The sequence below is a fragment of the uncultured Acinetobacter sp. genome (assembly GCF_947626835.1).
Classification (GTDB): Bacteria; Pseudomonadota; Gammaproteobacteria; order Pseudomonadales; family Moraxellaceae; genus Acinetobacter.
Map to the genome: position 1 here is coordinate 1 of NZ_CANQTS010000008.1, position 20986 is coordinate 20986.

At 36.8% G+C, this 20986-nt stretch carries 16 protein-coding genes; 4 read left to right on the top strand and 12 right to left on the bottom strand.

The features are described 5' to 3' along the window. The first annotated feature begins 422 nt into the window (after positions 1-422). A complete protein-coding gene (locus Q0Z55_RS05420; protein ID WP_297425275.1) occupies positions 423-971 on the top strand; it encodes a sce7726 family protein in 549 nt (182 codons plus the stop codon). On the opposite strand, the gene Q0Z55_RS05425 is transcribed toward Q0Z55_RS05420, so the two are convergent. Genes Q0Z55_RS05425 through Q0Z55_RS05435 form a run of 3 tightly spaced genes read right to left on the bottom strand, consistent with a single transcriptional unit; the run spans position 951 to position 3551 of the window. Further along, a complete protein-coding gene (locus Q0Z55_RS05425; protein WP_297425278.1) occupies positions 951-2057 on the bottom strand; it encodes a hypothetical protein in 1107 nt (368 codons plus the stop codon). The genes Q0Z55_RS05420 and Q0Z55_RS05425 overlap by 21 nt on opposite strands. Beyond that, on the bottom strand, positions 2047-2874 hold the full coding sequence (locus tag Q0Z55_RS05430; RefSeq protein WP_297425281.1) for an ImmA/IrrE family metallo-endopeptidase: 828 nt from the start codon (positions 2872-2874) through the stop codon (positions 2047-2049). The genes Q0Z55_RS05425 and Q0Z55_RS05430 overlap by 11 nt, the downstream gene beginning before the upstream one ends. Next, positions 2871-3551: a hypothetical protein gene (locus Q0Z55_RS05435; protein WP_297425284.1), complete on the bottom strand. Its 681-nt coding sequence runs from the start codon at positions 3549-3551 to the stop codon at positions 2871-2873. The genes Q0Z55_RS05430 and Q0Z55_RS05435 overlap by 4 nt, the downstream gene beginning before the upstream one ends. Positions 3552-3668: 117 nt before the next feature. Between Q0Z55_RS05435 and Q0Z55_RS05440 the strand changes: the two genes are divergently transcribed. Further along, the gene (locus Q0Z55_RS05440; RefSeq protein ID WP_297425287.1) at positions 3669-5030 is read left to right on the top strand and encodes a hypothetical protein; all 1362 of its coding nucleotides are present in this window, start codon (positions 3669-3671) and stop codon (positions 5028-5030) included. Here Q0Z55_RS05440 and Q0Z55_RS05445 read toward each other — a convergent pair. The 7 genes from Q0Z55_RS05445 to Q0Z55_RS05475 form a co-directional block, all read right to left on the bottom strand. Further along, positions 5019-5447 (bottom strand): hypothetical protein, encoded by a 429-nt coding sequence (locus Q0Z55_RS05445; RefSeq protein ID WP_297425290.1) that lies wholly within the window; start codon positions 5445-5447, stop codon positions 5019-5021. The genes Q0Z55_RS05440 and Q0Z55_RS05445 overlap by 12 nt on opposite strands. Then, complete coding sequence (locus tag Q0Z55_RS05450) at positions 5444-7603, bottom strand: hypothetical protein (RefSeq protein WP_297425293.1); 2160 nt, start codon at positions 7601-7603, stop codon at positions 5444-5446. Before Q0Z55_RS05450 ends, Q0Z55_RS05445 begins: the two co-directional genes overlap by 4 nt. Then, the gene (locus Q0Z55_RS05455) at positions 7600-9153 is read right to left on the bottom strand and encodes a site-specific integrase (RefSeq protein WP_297425296.1); all 1554 of its coding nucleotides are present in this window, start codon (positions 9151-9153) and stop codon (positions 7600-7602) included. Before Q0Z55_RS05455 ends, Q0Z55_RS05450 begins: the two co-directional genes overlap by 4 nt. Then, positions 9153-10520 carry a site-specific integrase gene (locus tag Q0Z55_RS05460; protein WP_297425299.1) on the bottom strand — a complete coding sequence of 456 codons (1368 nt, stop codon included), beginning with the start codon at positions 10518-10520 and terminating at the stop codon, positions 9153-9155. The genes Q0Z55_RS05455 and Q0Z55_RS05460 overlap by 1 nt, the downstream gene beginning before the upstream one ends. Positions 10521-10664: 144 nt before the next feature. After that, complete coding sequence (gene ssb / locus Q0Z55_RS05465) at positions 10665-11261, bottom strand: single-stranded DNA-binding protein (protein ID WP_297425302.1); 597 nt, start codon at positions 11259-11261, stop codon at positions 10665-10667. A 53-nt stretch (positions 11262-11314) separates the two neighbouring features. Next, positions 11315-12679: an MFS transporter gene (locus tag Q0Z55_RS05470; RefSeq protein WP_297425306.1), complete on the bottom strand. Its 1365-nt coding sequence runs from the start codon at positions 12677-12679 to the stop codon at positions 11315-11317. Between the two features lie 111 nt (positions 12680-12790). Then, positions 12791-13879, bottom strand: a complete 1089-nt coding sequence (locus Q0Z55_RS05475; RefSeq protein ID WP_297425309.1) for a DUF475 domain-containing protein — start codon at positions 13877-13879, stop codon at positions 12791-12793. 201 nt (positions 13880-14080) lie between these two features. Here Q0Z55_RS05475 and tenA point away from each other — a divergent pair, with 201 nt between their 5' ends. Next, a complete protein-coding gene (tenA, locus tag Q0Z55_RS05480; protein WP_297425311.1) occupies positions 14081-14743 on the top strand; it encodes a thiaminase II in 663 nt (220 codons plus the stop codon). Between the two features lie 177 nt (positions 14744-14920). Next, a complete protein-coding gene (gene uvrA / locus Q0Z55_RS05485; protein WP_297425314.1) occupies positions 14921-17752 on the top strand; it encodes an excinuclease ABC subunit UvrA in 2832 nt (943 codons plus the stop codon). A 60-nt stretch (positions 17753-17812) separates the two neighbouring features. Here uvrA and Q0Z55_RS05490 read toward each other — a convergent pair whose 3' ends face one another. Together Q0Z55_RS05490 and Q0Z55_RS05495 are read right to left on the bottom strand one after the other, a co-directional pair. Further along, positions 17813-19153, bottom strand: coding sequence for an MFS transporter (locus Q0Z55_RS05490; RefSeq protein WP_297425317.1), 1341 nt, complete (start codon positions 19151-19153; stop codon positions 17813-17815). Between the two features lie 107 nt (positions 19154-19260). After that, the gene (locus Q0Z55_RS05495) at positions 19261-20946 is read right to left on the bottom strand and encodes a GGDEF domain-containing protein (RefSeq protein ID WP_297425320.1); all 1686 of its coding nucleotides are present in this window, start codon (positions 20944-20946) and stop codon (positions 19261-19263) included. Positions 20947-20986 lie beyond the last annotated feature (40 nt).

The window sequence follows — 20986 nt, forward strand, 5'->3', positions numbered from 1 at the left end:
ATTTTGTGTGTAGGCTTCTTCATTTGAAAATTATATCGCTGAAAAAGCCTTTACAGATAGGTTTGTGCAACAAAGCCAATCATAAGTAAAAAAATTTACAGAACTATTTCTAGTATCTGTAAATTTCTTTTGTAACTAACTACTAATAAAGAATAATTTAATAAACTTTACAAAACATAGTCTCTAGGGTGTACTAAAATGGTTAACTATATAAAAATATCAACAAAAATAAAAATAAATTTAAAATTCAAAAACTTATGAAATAATAAATAAAATTTTTAATTAAAATAATTGATTTATTGGTTTTTTTTATGAAATTTAGCCATAAATACAATTTTTTACTACTACTTTTAAAATTAGAAGCAAGACTAAAATCAGTTATAATTATTGCTTTATTTACATAGCTACAAATCATGCTTGTTATGAATGATGCTGAAATCAGGTTAGCCTTAATCAATTGGCTGAAACAAAAAAAAATTCCTCCTCAAAAAATTCTAAATGAAATCACTATTTCAGATGGGTTAGCACGCCCAGATCTTATAGCTATTTATAGTTATTCTCATTGTTATGAAATCAAAGGAGATAATGATCAAATACAGCGTATAGTCAAACAGTTCATCCACTATCAATCTTCGTTTAAGAAAAATACACTTGTTACAACTCAAAAGCATCTAAAAAAAGCATTGAAACTTCTGCCGGATTTTTGGGGAATTATTGTGGCAATCATTGAAAATGAAACAATAAAATTCAAGTATGTAAGAAAATCTTCTCATAACCCATTCTATCGCAAAGATGTAGCCTCAAAGATACTTTGGAAAACTGAGATGCAACAACTCCTAGAAAATAAAGATATAAGCTTTAGATCGAATTCAACAAGAAATGATCTCATTGATCTAATAAATACTTCATACACCTCATATGAGCTAGACCAATCAATTTGCCTTAGCTTATTAAACAGAAAAGTCTCTTAGCATATACGTCACATGTAGACTAATGTTAGGCTTTAAGATAGAAGATGCATTCACTTTGAGTCCAGTTGGCTGTTTCTCAAAAATATATTTATCACCGTATGAATAGGATTTTCCTCTATAGAATGTCTTACTTACTATCTCATCAAGCAGGGGTTTAAATGGTGCAATAACACTTTTAGTCTTTCCACTTCTTGTCACATAAAGTTTATCATCATACGGATAAAAAACCTTTCCAGTCATATAAGATTGAATTTCTTCAATATATATATCTAAAAAGCTAGTTTCCGGACTAACACAAGTATAATCACCGTAATCAAATGACACGTTTTTTTCTTTTAATTTCTTAAATACTGTAACTTCCTTTCTATCAATAACCTTATTTTTTTTTGTTTCAATAAGTTCAGTTATAACTTTAGGAATAGTTGACCCCGATACTATAATTCTTTCAAATTTACCTAAATCTAGATTATCTAGAAAGTCTATGACCTGCTTGCTAGATGTCTCGATATCTTCTACGACCCTTAAGTCAAAAATAAGAATAATCTTTTCAAAGGCAGCCTCAAGATTTGCTAGGCAATCTTCAAACTCATACTCAATGAACTCATAATCCTCAAAGGCCGACTCAGTCAATCGAATAGCAACCTTATCCTTTAAAAATACGCCTGCTTTTGCACTAGCTATAACACAATTTAAATGCTCTGGTACTCGATCATCAACACCACATACAGGTATCATTCCGAGAGGCGCAAACTCATCTATAATTGTTTTATAATTATATGTTTTACCATCAATTTTAACTAAAGGATCTATATCATAATTATCAATAAAAATATCATCCAAAAAATTAAGCTTAGTAGTCAGATATTTTTTTTGAGCTTCAATTTTCTTTTTTAATGCCTCAGTTTTAAATCCAAGTAACTCTTCAGGAGAAAAAGAATTAACACCGTCATTATGCGACTTTGAAGGAAGTTCATTAGGTAAGTCAAAAAATACACTTAGACCTACTTTAAGATCATCATCTAAGTAATTTAAAGCATAAACCTCATTCATTTTAAATTTTAAAAATGGAATATATTTAGAGTTCATAGTTAATTTTATATTCCGCTCTTAATTTTGAGTAACTGGCCCAATCATTATTTTCAAACGATAGCCTCCCTGCAATAATACTTGGATGAACTTCGAATAGCTTCGAATAACTAGCCAAGTCTTCTAAATTTCTTGTGGTTTTAATAGTTCTCCAAATTGCATTTGGGATCATTACTTCCCTCGCAAGTTTATTTGCTTGCTTCTCTAATTTATTTATATCTACATCGGAACTTTCTTCAAAATAGTCGACAATAGGTTCATTAAGTTCTTCAAAGTGTAATACGATATGGGACAATTCATGAAGTAACGTAAACCAAAAACTATCTAAATTTTTTAGTCTTAAAGACATAGCAACAACAGGCTTTTCATTAACTTTTAAAGAGACACCGTCTACTTTCGTACCTTCTTTAGCCATTTCGAAAATTAGGTATATACCTTGTTCTAAAAGAAAATTTTGTATGGCTATCAAATTGGTTTCTTTGATAAATTTATCAAAGAATACTCGAAGAAAATCTCTGTTTATACCAGTATAAGATTTATCCAAAAAACCATCTAAAAATTTAGCTTTACCACTTACAGTAGACACCCAAAAATCAATTAAATATTGATCAGCTGAATCTGTTTTCTTAAATAAACTTTTAGTGGGACTATTACGATATATATTAAAAAAGTTATGATAATTTTCATTGTTAATACCTATTTTCTTTTTAACATTATCAGGCATTTGCAAATAATATGAATGAAATACATCAAATTCATTAAAGATTGCAACACTATTAGTTGAATAACAACCTATTGATTCTATTTCCAAACTCATGCTACTGCTCCAATAATACTTGAAACTTCATGCTCTGGTAATTCAAAATACTTTAATGAAGGTTTATCATTACTTTCAACATGTTGCATCTTTAATTTATTAATATAATAACCTTCAGCTTGCGTTAGCGAATGTAATGAAAAACGTCCAGAATTTTTATATTTATTTGCAAGATAAGTAATTGCTTTTAATAGCAATAATCTTCCTAGACCCTTATTTCGTTGATCTTCGATAGGAGTATAACGATTCCATGGAGCAACAGCTAAATACTCCACATAGAAAATATTTTCTGAAGGGTTCAAATAACTATCTTTAGGAAAATAAATTAAGCATGCAGCTTCTACTTTTGAGTCAATTCTAAGATAGAACCATTCATTACAATCATCAGTTTTCAAATTATAAGTTTTATTTAACCATTTCCAATGCCAATCCTGCGAATCAATTTTTTTTGCTAGTTCAATCGCTTCTTCTTCAGGTAAGGTTTTTAGATAAGCCATAACTTGTGCATGATATAGCTTCCACTCCTGATCACAGTACAGGGATTTTTCAAAACTGTATCCGTTAGAAATTTCTAATAATTGTCCAGTCGGCAAAAATTCTGAATGAATAATTTGCTCATTAGGTGATTGAATTAGAATTCCATAACTCTTCAACTGATCTAAAATAGACTGTCCCATATCACCCCCATTTTTTTACATTATAACAAATAAAATCAAATACTAAGGCATAATATACTTATACTAGCTTATACTTTAAAAAAATAAAACATTGTTATCTATGAGATATCTTAAATAATGACTTCAAAAAACACACGCCAACTTCACCATTTGATTAAAGATGGCCTTGATGAAAACGAACTTAAGGCACACCTTCAAGCTATCGAAGAGCTGTTTGGTAAAGAATACCTAAATTCTTCAATTGCTAAAGGTGAATTACCTATTCTTTGGAAGCGTTTGGATTTTATATGCACTAATGAATTAATCACGCTAGGTATGGCAATATCTAACTTAAAGGCGAAAAAAAATCCTCAAATTGATGAGTGGTTAATTTCAACGGCTAAAGCTGTAAAAAAACATTCAAAAAATAAAGGGCGATCAAATGGCTTCATTCGAGAAATTATTTATTGTGGATCAATTTGTGATTCAATTGGTGAAGTTTATCCTGCAAAAAAGGCTCAACAAGGCTATGACTTAGAGATCAAAACGACAAATGTTGATTTTGTAACGTCTTTAAAAAAATTTGGTAAATCAGACAATCATAAAGAGTTTGAAACTTTTTGTAATCAATTAGCTAATGTAGTAAAGCATAAGGCTACATACTTCAAAAAAAATGTTCATGTATGTATTATTTTAAGCCAAAAATTAGATGAAGAATTATTTCAACGTCTTAAAAAAGTAATTTCCAATGCAAAAGATATTGATAATATTGAATATTATGAAAATGGCATTTTAATAATGTTTTCTCGACCCTTAACTATTGAAGACCTAAGCCTTAATAGTGCAAGTTGGCAAATAAACGTCTTATCACCTGAGAGTAAAAATGAACAGGATAGATTTCTAAAAAAAATCATTCAAGAAATTTCCAATATGAAAATAACGTTGGATGCTTCATTAAATCATAACTCATTACGCACACTTCATGTAAATGTTAATGAGAACTGTGACATGGATTCTTTACAAGAAAAATTAGTACGCCATTACAAAGGCCACGATGATATAGGTGTGGATATTGTTATGATCCATAAATCAGCAATATGTGAAAGTAAATCGTCGAACAAGTTGAAAGACATTGAAAAAGCTATCTACCATGATATAAGACCAATTAATTTTGAAAAGAATTTATCAAAAAGAATGCTGCATTTTATAAATACAACAGATATCTCCTCAGCTCCTTTGAAAATGAATTGTGGAATCGGTATGTTAGCAAAAATACCATCTGGTACTTTTGCTGGAATAGATACAATTAATAAATATAACTTTCAAAAGGGTATATATTATTTTGATATGAAAAGGCAAAAAGATGGCAGTTGGTATGCTGACTTAATTTCTGTTACTCCCAAAGGTATTCAATGCGAAATACTCCTACCCAAAAATTTAAGTTCATCAATCATAGGGAGTAAAATTACTCCTCCCCATGATGATTTATTAATTGTCTAAGTTTTTCTTAAGTAATGGTCTATCTAGTGTTGCCAAATTCACATTAGGCATTTGAGATAGATTATATTGCCATCGTCTGTACTGGTCTGCCCATAAACTTTCTTTTTCTTCAAGTAGCTTTTTCAAATGTGAAATTTGGCTTCTTAATTCTTCATTCTCTTTGATCAGCATATCAATAGTTACATCGCCCATTGAGGCTATAACAGTCGATTTTGCCTCTCTAAGCGTCTTTTTTCGAAGATTAAAAGCCTGTTTTACAGACTCATAGCTCATTAAGGTAAATTTAGAAATAGAGGGTTTATCTAATGCTCTAGCTACTGACACTGCAAAAAGATCCCAAGTTAGCTTACCGGACCATTTATTCAAAATACTCTCAATAATTTTCATTTCTTTGACGTCAATGAATTTATGTTTCATAAGTCACCTTGCAATAATGCTAAGAATGAATTTTTTGACTCATTCACTATCTGTTCAGACATTGGATTCTTTTCATCTACTTTATTAATTAAATTCTGTTCACCTAATGCAATTTTTGTCAGGCTAACGTCTAACTCTTCTGGAATACGAAGTACTAGTCCATCAGGTAATTTATCATCTTCTAGATATTTCAATAATGTCTTAATAATAGCGAGTTTTTTACCATGGTAAATTAACCAAGTATTTGCACCATGAAAGCCTTCTTGCATAGCGACAGCAGCTCGATTCAGTTCATTTTGCACAACATCTTCTAGCTGCTTGAGATGTTCAACATTTTTCGGCAATCCTTTTACACATGCATGCTCTTTACAACTGATACATTCACCTGCTTTAGTACAGGGTGTCATTGTCCAGTCATGCTCACAGTATCCATAACCTGAGACTTGTACTGTACCTATTCGATCTTTACGCCCCAGCATTTCAAATGTCACAGGTACATTAACTTTGACAGCTTCCAAAGCGGTTGTGCCATCCAAACTTTCTAATCCGAGTTCTAAAAGTTTTCTAGATTCAGCTTTAAACTCACTCATTGGTCGCAAATCATAAGCACGATTATCTTCAATTCTTGAACGTCCAGCAAACATAGCTAGATCCAGAGAATCCATCTCACCACGCTCTGCCATCGTGGATAGCCAAACTCTAATTTGATGGGAGGAAATAACTATCTCACCTCCATCTTCATTTTTAATACCTAATTCACTGAATAGAGAGTGTGTACCAGGTAATCTCTGATGTATTGCACCTAATGCATCATTTAGTAAATTTAGATTTGGACATTCAAAACTATACTTTTTGGGTGCAAATTCAATATGAAATTCATTCTCTCGAACCAAACACAATAGATCACAAATCGGCTTATCAATTTCAGCTATTTGGGGCCAACTTGGGAATTTTTTCTTATATTTTTCAACAGTGAATTGAGCTAAGTCCCTGTAAGTAACATAACTCTTTGCACCAATGAGATTTGCAACCCATTTTTGTCTATATAGTTTCTTAATAACCTCAGTATTTGTGGATATACTTTCTAAACTTGTAGAAATATCTACTAAATTGAATGCAGCAGCAAATTCACCAACTGTAAGTGGTGCATCTTCATCGTGTTCCTTAGATGTTATACAGCCATCATGCCGATAAAATTGACTGGATTTCTCAATAGCCCATTTTGCAGCTTTTCTTGCAGGCTCTCCAATCATAATTAGTCGCTTAACAGCTTCCTTAACTGTAGGTGCTATTAACGGATGAACAGGCTTGGAAATAAGACCCCCACCTTTTTCAGCCTTCCATCGAATATAAAGAATTGTTGTTTCTTTATCCTCAAGCTGCTGAGTTTCCTCATTTCTTACTTTTTCACTATGAGTTTCTTCAAACAAACAATCTACTGTTAAAAAACTTAACTCCCCACCACGACTAGGAGCACACATCAGTAAGACAGCTTGAGCTGAATAAAATTTTTGATAAGCTGTTGTTGCTAATCTGAATGCATCAGCTAATGCTGTAATTTCAAAACTTGTTAATAGCCTATCTTTTTGCCATTTTCTATCTTCTTCTGATGTTCCTTGTGCTTTATTTCCAGGCCGTTTCCACGGATTTGTCCATACAGGAATAGTTATATTAATTTTAAGAAGTCGCAAATCTTCTAAAAATTTTTCCAACATTTGTCCATAACGGTATCTTGAAGATTCAGAACTCCGTTCATAAATCATCTCAGTAATCTTTCTTAATACAATCCCATCAAGTAGTAAAACATCTGCCTTAGAGTAAACAAAGAGTAGTGCATCATGACAAGTCTTTAATACCATCATCATGTTACCGGGATTTGTTGCATTCCATGTTTGGCTATCTCTTACATAAGCTTTAGCAAAATCAACAAAAGGGGGTTCCATCGGAGAACCAGTCTTTCTACCTTTTTCCGCTAAACCAGTAAATTCCATAGATTGAGCACGACCATTAGCTAAATAATGCTTCCAATTTGAGCTACTGAAACCACCTTGATCTTCATAAATAGTTAACTGATTCTTGGCCCGATAAATAAAATCATTTAAGTTCTTTTGACAATCTAATTCATGTTTGGGGAAAAATGGAATAACTTCACTCATGCTCTTATTTCCTGCATTTGAATGCGCTTATCACACGCATCTAAAATGGCTTTTACACGAGATAATTGTAAGTCATAAGATTTTATAACTAATTCGCTAGCACCCTCTTTATGTCGCTGTTCAACTTCTTCTAATAAATCTAAAAACAATTCATCCCAAGGTGCATAAAGTAAAGGTTGAAATTGATCACATAGCAGACATGCTTTCATACCAGCTTGACATGATGGAGAGCCTCCACAATTACCAATCTGTTTATTGTCCCCCTTATAAATTCTGCTAGCAATATCTTGTCCTCGTCTAGCTTCTCTCTCATCCTCGATTAGTCGACCTTCAAATTTAGTAGCTAGGAAAGTCATAGGATCATTCATGTGCTCAAAGATGCGTAAGGCCAATTCATGGGTATGAGCTGTATAAACTTTCAATTGTTGAGTATCTGAATGATCCATTAAATATGCCATTTGAACTCCCGTGATTCCATGTCGAACCAAATTTGTTGCACGAGTTCGTCTGCATCGTACTGGAGTAAAGTGAATATAATCTGATGTTCTTTCAGAAATAGCGTCACACTTTCTGGATAAACTTGTAGTTAATGTATAAACATCTTTAATTGAAGCATGAAGATAATCAGGTGTCGTCTTCAATTTTTCTCTAAATAACTCTAATGAATTGACTACTTTCAATCTATTAATATTGAAAAAAATTGGAAGCTCTTTTAAGTCTTCTTCTGTTAATTTTGGTATGTATTTTCTAGCTGCTTGCTTGTTTTGCTCAGTTAAATTTTTCAAAACCAAGTACATATCTTCACTAATATATATTAATCGTGATTCTCCCCTAAACTCACCACCTCTTTGTTTAGCTCTAGGAATTTCAAGCTCGTATTTTAGACCATCAACACCCTTTTTAACTGTTAAATCGACTGCTCTTAATGCTCGAATCTGATTTGGTCGGCGAGCCGTAGAATAAATTGTATAGAACCATGCAAACTCTTCTAAACTAATTAATCCGCTTTTAAATGCATTCCCAGCCCATACTAACAGTGATTGTTGTTCAGTTAATGTATATGGACCTGTATAAGGACAATGGTGAGTAACAGCCTTTCCTTTAGTATTTCCCGCTAATACAATCTTATCTAAAACTTCTTCAACACCAATAGTTAAGCCATTAAATCCCCAAGAGATCCAACTACGTAATAGGGCACGAATAGTTCCTAATTTATATTCATCTTCTTTACTTAAACTAGCTTTAATATTCAAAATCAATTCAGGTGTAATAAGTCCACCATCATAAATATCTGTATCTAGGAGGTATCTTCTAAAATAATTCCAACAATTATGCGTGTAATGAGCTGATACTTCCTCAGCTAATCTTGCAATTGTTAAGCGGAAACCCTTAAGTACTTCAGGATGGATTTTTTTATTTACAATATCCCAGTTTATTGTCAAAGAATTATCTAAAGACCACAGAGAATTGAAAAAATCAAATCCATAACCAGCCTTACTTAATCGTGTGTCGAGATAGAATTCAGCAACATCTGAATAATCGTGTTTCATTAAACCTCTCCAATTCTTAGATGTTCATCAATTCTATTTTGTTCATTTTTTAGTAGTTTCTCTGCCTGCTCTTTAGTATGTCTCAAATTATAAACTGTGGCAGAATCAGCACTACGATGACCATTTAGATACATCCTTTGTTCTATTTCCTTTTTTTCTGAAATAACATCATTTAACCTGCCTTCCTCTACTGCTAAAGCATTGTTTGTATCAATAATTTTAGAAAATCTATTATTAAAATTATGTCTAAAGCTGTGTTTGGTTAGAGTTCTAGATGTAGAAAAACCATTTTTCTTAATAAAATCGGCTAGTTTTTCACTAACAGCGACTTTCTCTACCATTTTAGAAAATTGAATTAGTGACAATGGATCCCCTTTACTTTTTCCTTTATTTGAAACAAACAAAAAACTATGTGATTTTGTATTAGGTATTTCTCTACGCTCATATAAAATATAATTTCTAAGTTCATTAGATAGTTTACGTGAGATAGGAATATCTCTTTCTTCAGTTTTTGCATTCGGTTCGAATCTACGCTTTGTATCTTCGGGATCGTTATGCCTTCTTCTTACTTGAATTGCTGAGTCCGAAAAATCAATATCTGTAATCTTTAGCTGTAATATTTCACCCGTTCTCATACCTGTTTCATAAAGCACTCGAAACAATAAATAATTTCTAGTTCTAACAGCAGAAGTAAATGGATTCATTGGATTCTCTAAATCAACAATCCTCATGACTTCATCAAAGACTTCGGCAGGAGGTGCCTTTCTATCAGGATCAGTTACTTTGTTTCTGGAACTACGGCCTTTACTCTTTTGATTCAAAATATTGCTTTTAATTCGAGATATTTGATCTAAGTAAGCTGAAAAAGAAGGTTTAGATCTTAAGATATTGATTGCTAAAAATTCAAAATATTCTGCGAATTCATGAATTCGACCTATTTGTTGCTCTACCCCCACTATTGGATCAGGGATTTTACTTATCGGAGATATGAATTTAATTAAGTTATCATTTCTTGTTTTTTTCGATGAGGCTTTTAAATTTCTTCTCGCAGCTTTTGAAGTTAATTTACAATGATGGCCAATCTGATGGATTTCATTTGTCGTAAATAAATCATCATTTAGTATTTTAGTATGGTCATTAAATGCACGGATTATCTTGTCTGATAAACGTTCACCTACAATTTGTTCCCAAATATTGATATGAACCAAGTTGTTTAAATGTGCTCTTTGAGTAGCCTGAGTCTGAGATCTCACTTTAGTAGTCATATAGAGTGTAGTCCAGAAATCAGGAATACCATCTTCATTAACTAACAAAGTAAATCGCTCACCCTCTTGAGCTATGAAGTTTTTACGGTGTAAGTCAGACATACTTAAGAATAATAAATACAATGTTTTATATTGTATAAAGTTATTTTTAAGAAAATACAAGTTTTTTAGATTAAAAAAAATAAGAACCCAATCTAAATCAGGTTCTTACTCTATCTTAAATACAATATTTAGTTATTGTATAGTCTAAAATGGTAAGTCATCGTCCATATCCGCAGGTGGTTGTGCAGCAGGCGCTTTAGGCGCAGCTTGCGGTGCAAAACCACTTGGGTTGTTGTTGCCATAACCATTTTGATTTGGCGCAAAACCACCTTGGTTGGCATTATTGGCATAACCACCTTGGTTATTGTTATAGCCGCCTTGATTAGCATTGCCATAACCACCTTGGTTATTGTTGTTAAAACGCGGTTGACCAAAACCACCTTCTTGTGCCGCGCCATCACTTTGACCACGTGAGTCAAGCATTTGCATTTGATCACCACGGATTTCGGTGCTGTAACGCTCTTGACCGTTTTGATCAGTCCATTTACGGGTACGTAATGAACCTTCAATATAAACTTTTGAGCCTTTTCGTAAATATTGCTGTGCAATTTCACCTAAACGGTTATTCAGCACAATACGGTGCCATTCGGTTTGTTCTTTACGTTCACCGCTGGCTTTATCTACCCAAGCTTCACTGGTTGCAATTGAAAATTGAGTAATTGAACCACCATTTGGAAAGCTTTTGGTTTCCGGATCTTTACCCAACGTACCCACTAAAATAACTTTATTTACACCACGCATGAGTTCTATACCTAACAACTGTTTTTACTTGTTTTACTTTATAAGAGTTAAGCCTAAATGGCTATATCTTTCCCTAACAACTGCGTTAATTGTTGTCGCCCTGCATCATCCAGTAACTGCTTTTCAACTTTAACATAAGCCACGTTTTGCTCGGCCATAATCACCACTTCTTCAATGCCACGAATTGCCAATAAAGTTTGGCTCCATTCTTGGTCTTTTTGATTTTCAGGTAAACGAAACACCATAGAAGATAAATAACGTGGCTGCTTTAATCCAAAGCTGACCAATAACCATAAAATGGCAATTACTGTTAAAATGCTCCAACCTAAGGCCGTGTTGTTGAGTAGTAATAATTGCCCACCCAAAAGACCACCCACAAATGCACCTAAAAATTGGCTAGAGGCATTGACGCCCATGGCGGTGGCTTTAGATTGAATGGGTGCCGATTTTGACATCCATGAAGGTAGCAATGCTTCCATCACGTTAAAGGCAATAAAGAACAGTGCTAGACCTAACAATAAGATATATTTTGATTCAAAACCAAAAATCAAAATGATTAAACCTAAGATAATACCGCCAATCGCGGTTAAGAAAATGCCCCGCATTTTGCGGTATTTCTCGGCCAAAATAATGCTTGGGAAGGCAAAAAACAAACTCAGCACCAACAATGGCAAGTACACCAAACCATGACTTGCAAGCGGTAAATCTGCCATCTCGATCAACTGGGATGGCATATAAATAAACATCGCGGTAAGCAATAAATGTAAGCTAAATACCGAGACATGCAGACGGTTGAGATCGCCCATTTTAAGCACTTGCTTCAGTTGTGTGATGTAACCTTGTTGGAAATTTTCATGGTGACGAATCACTTTAGGCACCAAAGCCAACATTCCAATCGCCACTAAACCCATAATCGTAGTCACCCAAAACAAGCCTGAGATGCCCACTAAACTGGTCAGCCAAGGACCTAAGCTAAAAGCCACCACAAAGGATAAACCAATACTCATGCCCATCATCGCCATAGCTTTAGAGCGTTGCTCCTCTCGGGTCACATCGGCCAGTAATGCCATGACGACCGCAGACACAGCTCCACCACCGGCAATGGCACGCCCAATGATCACCCCATAAATGCTCTCAGACATGGCAGCGACTGCCCCACCTAAAGCAAACATTAATAAACCAATCACAATTAAAGGTTTACGGCTATAACGGTCGGCAATCAAGCTAAATGGAATCTGTAAAAGGGCTTGGGTCAAACCATAGACCCCCACGGCTAGACCAATCAGCATTGGGGTGGCATGTGCATATTGCTGCCCCGCGACCGAAAACACCGGAATAATCATGAATAAACCCAACATGCGTAAAGCAAAAATACTGCTTAAGGCAAAAGTTGAGCGTCGTTCTAAGGCATTCATCATAGGGTTTGGGATTTTATAGCAAGGTCGCTAATATGCTACATCATTCAGCCTCAAGCTGCTATTTCAGGCATAAAAAAGGCGCATTGAAATGCGCCATAGTTGATATCGGTTTTACGAATCTAACTTTGCTTGACGTTTACGATACTGAATCGACGCAATAATCGCCCAAACAATAAATGCCACACCAATTAAACCAGTCACAACTTCAGGGACGTGTAAACCAGTACCACTGGCAATCATAATGAACGCCAAAGCACCAATGGCATAATGGGCACCATGCTCTAAATACACATAGGCATCTAAAGTGCCTTTTTCTACCAAATAAATGGTAATAGAACGCACGAAGATTGCACCAATGGCAAGACCGAGCATAATGATCACCACGTCTGAGGTAATCGCAAATGCACCTATTACACCATCAAAACTAAACGATGCATCGAGCACTTCAAGGTACAAAAAGCCACCAATACCAGCTTTTACCACACCACCTGGTACAGGATTACCGGCTTTGTCTACAGTATTGCCATCGTCATCTAATTCAGGCTCGCCGCCTAATAAATGGCTGAGGACTTGTACACCAATATAAATCACAATGCCCCAAATACCCGCCATAGTCATCACCAGACGTTTGGCTTCATCTACATTGGCAGCCATAACTAAAAGTGCCACTAAAGCCACAAACACCGACAGTGCAGGCACAGAGGCTAAATTGGCTAAGCGACGCTCAATCCATTTAAACCAATGGGTGTCTTTACCATCATCTAAGAAGAAGTTTAAGAACACCATGAGTAAGAATGCACCACCAAAAGCGGCAATTTCAGGATGGTGATTCATTAAACGTGCTGAGTATTCTTTAGGATCATTTAACGCTAAATTCACCACTTCCATCATGCCCATGTCGGCTGTCACCGCCACAATCACAATTGGGAAAATTAAACGCATACCAAACACGGCCACCAAAATCCCGACCGTTAAAAACAGCATTTTCCAAAAATGATCCCAATGGCGCAGTACCGATGCATTTACAACCGCATTATCAAACGACAACGACACTTCCATGACTGCCAAAATGGCGGTAATGGTCAGCATCGTCAACATGGTTTTTAAGCCTGCGTCAGGTCCATGGGTATAACCCCAATAAGCCGACAGCCCCAAACACACGATCGTAAATACAATTGAAAAACCAAAATGTTTCCACATAATTTTTCGACCTTAAATATTAATCAATAAGAAAACGCTTGGGCAATCTGGCCAAACAAGCATTTATACGTTGCGATTATTGTACTCGTAAAGAGCTAAGGGTCGTTGAATTTATTGTCTGACTGACGGCATTTTTTGCCCTAGGGCTAGACTGGATAAATTGTTATAGTCCCACACAATTTCACCTCTTGGATTCAAGATATGCTTTTCTCTGCACAGCTTTGGCAACAACATGCCGACATTTATCAAAAAATTCTCGCGCATCCGTTTAATCAACAATTAAGCCAAGGCACGTTATCGCAAAGTGCTTTTCAGCATTATATGATTCAAGATGCACATTATTTGGTGGCTTACGGACGCGCCTTAGCCGTATGTGCAGCCAAAGCTTTTGATGCCAAAGACGTGATTCAATTTGCCGAAGCTGCCAAATTGGCGATTGTATTTGAACGTGAAATGCATGACAGCTTTTTAACCCAGTTTAATGTCAGCCAAGCAGAATTTGAAAATGCTCCGCTCACCTTAGCCTGTCACCATTACACCAGTTTTTTAACTGCTACCGCATGGTCAGAAAGTTACCCTGTGGTATTGGCATCTTTGCTGCCATGTTTTTGGATTTATGCCGAAGTCGGTCGTGATATTGTCAAGCAATCGGTTGCCAACAACCCTTATCAAGCATGGATTGATACCTATGCAGGCGAAGAGTTTCACACTGCTGTTGGTGAAGTAGTGGCGACTATTGACCGTGTTGCTGCGCGTTGTGATGAAGATACCTTAGCTAAAATGCATCAAGCCTATCGCCGTGGTGCAGAACTCGAATGGCTGTTTTGGGACAGCGCTTATCATGAGCAGACTTGGCCTTTATAATTTCACTTGGCGATTAAACAAGTTTATGTTTGATCGCCTGATGTTGTGCAGCTATAGATTTGCCCATAAACACAGCACTCCGACATAATTTGACGTACAAATGTAGTCAAAGCCCACTTGAACATTTTTCATGCGCTATTATATACGCCTCTCAAGATAAATGTTTAGGATCATTGCATGAGCCAAAGTCATATCCGTATTCGAGGCGCACGTACCCATAATTTAAAAAATGTGAACCTTGATATTCCACGCGATCAGTTTGTGGTGATTACGGGGCTTTCGGGTTCAGGTAAGTCATCACTTGCTTTTGATACCTTATATGCCGAAGGTCAGCGTCGTTATGTAGAATCGCTGTCGGCTTATGCGCGTCAATTCCTATCACAAATGGAAAAACCCGAAGTCGACTCGATTGAAGGTTTAAGCCCAGCCATTGCCATCGAGCAAAAATCAACAAGTCATAACCCACGTTCAACCGTGGGCACCATTACCGAAATTTACGACTATTTACGTTTATTGTATGCCCGTGTCGGTACACCGTATTGCCCTGAGCATGACCTACCTATGGTGGCGCAAACCGTGTCAGAAATGGTCGATGCAGTCAAAGGACTAGAAGAAGGTACAGCGCTGATGCTGCTTGCGCCAGTGGTGCGTGAACGTAAAGGTGAATACAGTAATTTATTTGAGCAATTGCAAAGCCAAGGCTTTGTGCGTGCCCGCGTCGATGGTGAAATTGTTGATCTTGACCCGATACCTGAATTGGACAAAAAGAAGAAACATACTATTGAAGTGGTAGTCGATCGCTTTAAAGTCCGTGATGACTTAGGCAACCGTATTGCTGAAAGTTTTGAAACAGCGCTACGTTTAGGTGGTGATATTGCGATTTTATCATGGATGAATGGTGAGCATGATGATCGAGTCTTTTCAGCCAAACACTCTTGCCCACAATGTGAACGCGCTGTAGCAGAACTCGAGCCACGTTTATTTTCATTTAATAATCCCTTTGGTGCTTGCCCTGTCTGTGATGGTTTAGGCACACGTAACCATTTTAGTGCCGAAAAATTGATTCATAATTCTGAATTGTCCATTAGCCAAGGCGCAATTCGTGGTTGGGATCGTCAGCGTCCGTATTATTACAGCATGTTGCAAAAAGTGGCGGAGCACTACGGTTTTTCCATGGACGCAGCATGGAATCAACTGGATAAAGACACGCAAAAGAAATTTTTATACGGCACAGGGCGTGACAAAATTGACTTAAGTTATATCGATGAACGTGGTCGTCGTCATAACCGTGTTATGCCTTTTGAAGGAATTTTGCCGCATTTAGAACGTCGTTATCGTGAAACCGAAAGTAACTACGTACGTGATGATTTATCACAGTATTTATCCAATACCGCCTGTGACGCCTGCGATGGCTCTCGCCTTAATGAAATTTCACGTCATGTCAAAATCTTAGACAAGACCATTGCTGAAATCACAAAAATGTCGATTGGCGATGCCGAGCAGTATTATCAGGATTTAGAGCTCAGCGGTGCTAAAGGCGAAATTGCCGATAAAATCTTTAAAGAGATTCGTGACCGTCTGCACTTTTTAGTCTCGGTGGGTTTAAATTATTTAAGCCTGTCACGTTCTGCCGAAACTTTATCCGGTGGTGAAGCACAGCGTATTCGTTTGGCATCGCAAATTGGTGCAGGCTTAATGGGCGTGATGTATGTGCTGGATGAACCTTCCATTGGTTTACATCAGCGTGATAACGACCGTTTGCTAGAAACTTTGGTGCGTTTACGCGATTTAGGCAACACCGTATTAGTAGTGGAGCATGATGAAGATGCCATTCGCGCAGCCGATCATATTATTGATATTGGCCCGGGCGCAGGTGTACATGGTGGTCATGTGATTGCTGAGGGTACTTATGATGAGATTTTGGCCAATCCTGATTCCTTAACGGGTCAGTATTTATCAGGTAAACTCAAAATCGAAGTGCCAAAAACACGCATTCAACCGCCAAAACCCGATGAGCAAATTAAGCTGATGGGCGCGGCAGGTCATAACCTTAAAAACGTAGACTTAACCTTACCTTTAGGCGTCATGACCTGCGTAACAGGTGTATCAGGTTCAGGTAAATCGACCTTAATTAACCGTACCTTGTTGCCGCTTGCTGCCACACAACTCAATGGTGCAACTACCTTAACTCCTGAGAAATTTGACTCGATTGATGGCTTACAGTTCTTAGATAAAGTGGTTGATATTGATCAAAGTCCAATTGGTCGTACCCCACGCTCTAACCCTGCCACCTATACCGGTTTATTTACCCCAATTCGTGAATTGTTTGCCCAAACCCAAGAAGCCAAAGCACGTGGTTATACCGCAGGCCGTTTTTCATTTAACGTCAAAGGTGGACGCTGCGAAGCCTGTGAAGGCGATGGCATGATTAAAGTCGCCATGCATTTCTTACCCGATATGTATGTGCCGTGTGATGCCTGTCATGGCAAGCGTTATAACCGTGAGACCTTAGAAGTTGGCTATAAAGGTAAAAACATTGCCGATGTATTAGAGATGACCGTAGAAGATGCCATGCATTTCTTTGATGCGATTCCTGTGATTCATCGTCGTTTAGAAACCCTAAACCAAGTGGGTTTGGGCTATATTCGTTTAGGTCAGTCGGCAACCACTTTATCGGGCGGTGAAGCGCAACGGGTTAAACTTGCTCGTGAACTCGCTAAGCGTGATACAGGTAAAACCTTGTATGTGTTGGACGAGCCAACCACAGGTTTACATTTCCATGATATTGCTAAATTACTGGATATTTTGCATCAGCTGCGTAACAAGGGTAATACCATTGTGGTGATTGAGCATAATTTGGATGTGATTAAAACTGCCGATTGGATTGTAGATTTAGGCCCTGAGGGCGGTTCAGGTGGCGGTATGATTATTGCCCAAGGTACACCAGAAGATATTGTAAATGTTGACGTTTCACATACAGGTCGTTTCTTAAAACCGATGTTGAAATAAATGATGTCCCCCTCTAAATAAGAGGGGGATTTTTTGATTAATTCACGCGAAAATGAAAAGTTAATTTATTTCGGAAGCATATATAGTCTGCCGCTTTTTATATAGTGCAATTACACAGATAAAAGCAATCGCTAACGGTACAGCTAAGGCAAAGAAATAACCATTTACGCCTGACCAAGACAAAACCATCCCACCAATGGCTGAACCTAAAATTGCACCTAAACGTCCCATACCAATTGCCCAACCTGTAGCCGTCGCACGTACCTGTGTAGGATAAGAAGCAATGACTAAATAATTCAATGCAAGTTGCTGTCCACCAATACCAAAACCAGCAAAAGCGATTAGAGCAAAAATCAGACTCCATTGTTGGCTTGCAATTGTAAGACCTAGGGCACAAGCAATTGCAATACCACAGATAAACATAAATGATAAAATCTTAGTGGTATTTAATCTAGGCAAGTAATAGGCAAGCGGTAAAGCAAATAAAATAAAAGCTGCATTTACCGTAACTGAAGCATAAGGGGCTTGTAATGGATCTAAACCAGCTTGTTTTAAAATGGTAGGTAGCCATGACAGTAACATAAACCACGCAATCCAGTTGAAGAAATATGTTCCCCAAACTGCTAATGTCGTCTTGGCCAATCCCTGCTGAAATAAGCTGCTTAAACGCCCTGCACGTACTTTCTCATTATATTCATAGTCATCAAATGATAAATGCATTGATTGTGAACTTATGCGATTAAGTATTACAATGATACGCTCATGATTTTGGACTGATTTTTTTTGACTTAAATATTGCAATGATTCAGGTAAGACAAAAAATAATACTAAAAGTAGTACTAATGGGACTACACCACCAATGAGGTAAATGCTCTGCCACCCCCAAATTGGAATAATCTTAGCCGCTAATAAACCACCTAGCATTGCACCTGCTGGTAACGCTAGCAATACTCCTGTAGTAACTAAACCTTTAAAGCGTGATGGAGAATATTCTGATGCTAGTGCTAATAATACAGGCGTTGCTCCCCCCATCCCCAGACCAGCAATCACCCTAAGAATAAAAATATGCTCAAGTTTACTTACATATGCAGTGAATAGAGTTGCCAATCCAAATACTAAAACGCAAGCCATTAAAGTATTGCGTCTGCCCCATCGGTCACCGAGAATACCCATTCCCATAGCCCCAACAGTCATACCAATAATTCCTGCAGTTAATACGGGTGCTAAAGCTTTTGCTTGTAAATCAAAGGCTTCAATAATGGCTGAACCAGTAAATGCTACTGCTTGAGTATCAAAACCATCAAGTAGGGCAATTAAAAAACAAAGTAAGATGACTAAACACTGATAAAAAGAAAATCCTTGATCTAAAATCTGTGTAATTTTATTTTTTTGCGATTCCATTACCGTATTCTTTTATTATAGATAATAGTTGCATAATTTAACGATTATGAGATAAGCACAAGCCTATATGGAGTATATCTATATATATTTAAAGTATAGAGTAGATCTCACCCCTCCACTGCATTTTTACCACTGGCTTTAACTCTTAATAAACTTTGATCTGCTTTGGCAAGCAACTGCTTCCATGAATCTCCCCCAAAAGCCACACCTGCACTCACCGAAACGCGTAAATCCTCATACCCTTCTACTTGGACTGGATGATGACTAATCGCACAACGTATTTTATCGCCAATATACAAAGCATCGCCAAAAGCACATTTTTCTAAAATCACCACAAATTCATCACCGCCATAACGCACCACCAAATCCGTGCTTCTGACATTCGCTTGCAATTGCTGGGCAATATGGCGAATGACATCATCCCCCACCAAGTGCCCATACTGATCATTTACCTGCTTAAAGTTATCAATATCAACGATAATAAGCGCCGTGTCACTAAAGGCTTGGCTTGGGTGATTTTTTAATTTTAAGTATTCATCTAACGCAACTCGGTTAGACACTCCGGTTAAAGCGTCGGTATTGGCAATATTTTTGAGTTTAAATGCCAAGGCATCACGTTGCTGTAAGGTCTGCTTCATACGTTCAATAGCATCTAGCAAAGTCACAGAATCATTTAAATCATGTTTATTTGCCGGGTCAACCAAATCAAGTAAAGTATTACGTGCCAATACTAAAGGTAAAAATACCTGATGACGTACATATAAAAAGGTAAAAATAACCGCGCCCAAACATAAAAATAGTATCAAACAAGAGACGATAAAATCGCGCTGTGCACCTTGCTTACGTGCTTCAACCACAGCCAAACGAGTCTTTAGCACATAATTTTGTAAATCCAATACAGCTGCAGAACTTTGCACTGCAATCATGGTCATTTCTTGAGTGGTATAACTATAAGGCTGTGCTTGACTACTTTGTTGTAATAAGGTGTCTATGAGCTGTTTGTTGTTCTGTAGCAACTGGATTTCAAGCGCTTGATAATACTTTTGAAATGCAGCATCTTTTGCACCCATGTACTCAATATTGCCAATTAATTTCCATAAATATTCAACTTGATATAACTGTTTTAAAGTCGCAATACGTTGCTGCTCATTAATTTTTTCAGAAAATGTGACAGGGGCTTTTAAAAAAGAGGTAATACGGCTAGTTTGGTCCTGTAGGTCACAGATCAATAAAAGCATGGCATAATGATAAGTGCTTTCCATACCATACGCTCTAGATTCAAGCAGCTTCTTTTTTAATAGCGTATGCGTCTTTTCCCATACATTAAATAAGCTTTGCAAATCTTGCATCAAGCGCTGTTGCGTACGCTGTTGGGGTGGCATTTTGATATACCGATCAAAATCAGCGCGCGCATTTTCCAAATGCGGTGTCACCTCATTTTTTAACTGATGCGCAATTTCAGAAAAACCTGATGCTTGCAAAATCTGTATGGTTTGCTGAATCTCTAGGTCTACTCGATCACGATGCTGCTGTAGTTGAGCTTGATAAATTGCTTGTGTTTCAGCACTGGCATGATGAACTAAATTAATGGGTAAACGTTCACTGAGCATCGCCTGAGATAAATCTGACATGACCATGAGAGTTTGAATCTCAAGTAAAGTATAATTTGCTTTTTGATAGCTTTGATAACTTTTAAAAATCAATGAGGTGGTCAGGATCAACAAGCAAATCACAATCACTAAAGTCGAGATATGCAAATGCGTGCGAATACGTTCAGAACGTAATTTATACATGAATCTCTACGTCCTAAAACCAACAAATCAGGAAAAACAT

What these genes read in the sequence shown, in the direction of transcription:
- Q0Z55_RS05420 (WP_297425275.1), top strand. Translation starts at nt 423, where the DNA reads ATGAATGATGCTGAAATCAGGTTAGCCTTAATCAATTGGCTGAAACAA.
- Q0Z55_RS05425 (WP_297425278.1), bottom strand. Translation starts at nt 2,057, where the DNA reads ATGAACTCTAAATATATTCCATTTTTAAAATTTAAAATGAATGAGGTT.
- Q0Z55_RS05430 (WP_297425281.1), bottom strand. Translation starts at nt 2,874, where the DNA reads ATGAGTTTGGAAATAGAATCAATAGGTTGTTATTCAACTAATAGTGTT.
- Q0Z55_RS05435 (WP_297425284.1), bottom strand. Translation starts at nt 3,551, where the DNA reads ATGGGACAGTCTATTTTAGATCAGTTGAAGAGTTATGGAATTCTAATT.
- Q0Z55_RS05440 (WP_297425287.1), top strand. Translation starts at nt 3,669, where the DNA reads ATGACTTCAAAAAACACACGCCAACTTCACCATTTGATTAAAGATGGC.
- Q0Z55_RS05445 (WP_297425290.1), bottom strand. Translation starts at nt 5,447, where the DNA reads ATGAAACATAAATTCATTGACGTCAAAGAAATGAAAATTATTGAGAGT.
- Q0Z55_RS05450 (WP_297425293.1), bottom strand. Translation starts at nt 7,603, where the DNA reads ATGAGTGAAGTTATTCCATTTTTCCCCAAACATGAATTAGATTGTCAA.
- Q0Z55_RS05455 (WP_297425296.1), bottom strand. Translation starts at nt 9,153, where the DNA reads ATGAAACACGATTATTCAGATGTTGCTGAATTCTATCTCGACACACGA.
- Q0Z55_RS05460 (WP_297425299.1), bottom strand. Translation starts at nt 10,520, where the DNA reads ATGTCTGACTTACACCGTAAAAACTTCATAGCTCAAGAGGGTGAGCGA.
- ssb (WP_297425302.1), bottom strand. Translation starts at nt 11,261, where the DNA reads ATGCGTGGTGTAAATAAAGTTATTTTAGTGGGTACGTTGGGTAAAGAT.
- Q0Z55_RS05470 (WP_297425306.1), bottom strand. Translation starts at nt 12,679, where the DNA reads ATGATGAATGCCTTAGAACGACGCTCAACTTTTGCCTTAAGCAGTATT.
- Q0Z55_RS05475 (WP_297425309.1), bottom strand. Translation starts at nt 13,879, where the DNA reads ATGTGGAAACATTTTGGTTTTTCAATTGTATTTACGATCGTGTGTTTG.
- tenA (WP_297425311.1), top strand. Translation starts at nt 14,081, where the DNA reads ATGCTTTTCTCTGCACAGCTTTGGCAACAACATGCCGACATTTATCAA.
- uvrA (WP_297425314.1), top strand. Translation starts at nt 14,921, where the DNA reads ATGAGCCAAAGTCATATCCGTATTCGAGGCGCACGTACCCATAATTTA.
- Q0Z55_RS05490 (WP_297425317.1), bottom strand. Translation starts at nt 19,153, where the DNA reads ATGGAATCGCAAAAAAATAAAATTACACAGATTTTAGATCAAGGATTT.
- Q0Z55_RS05495 (WP_297425320.1), bottom strand. Translation starts at nt 20,946, where the DNA reads ATGTATAAATTACGTTCTGAACGTATTCGCACGCATTTGCATATCTCG.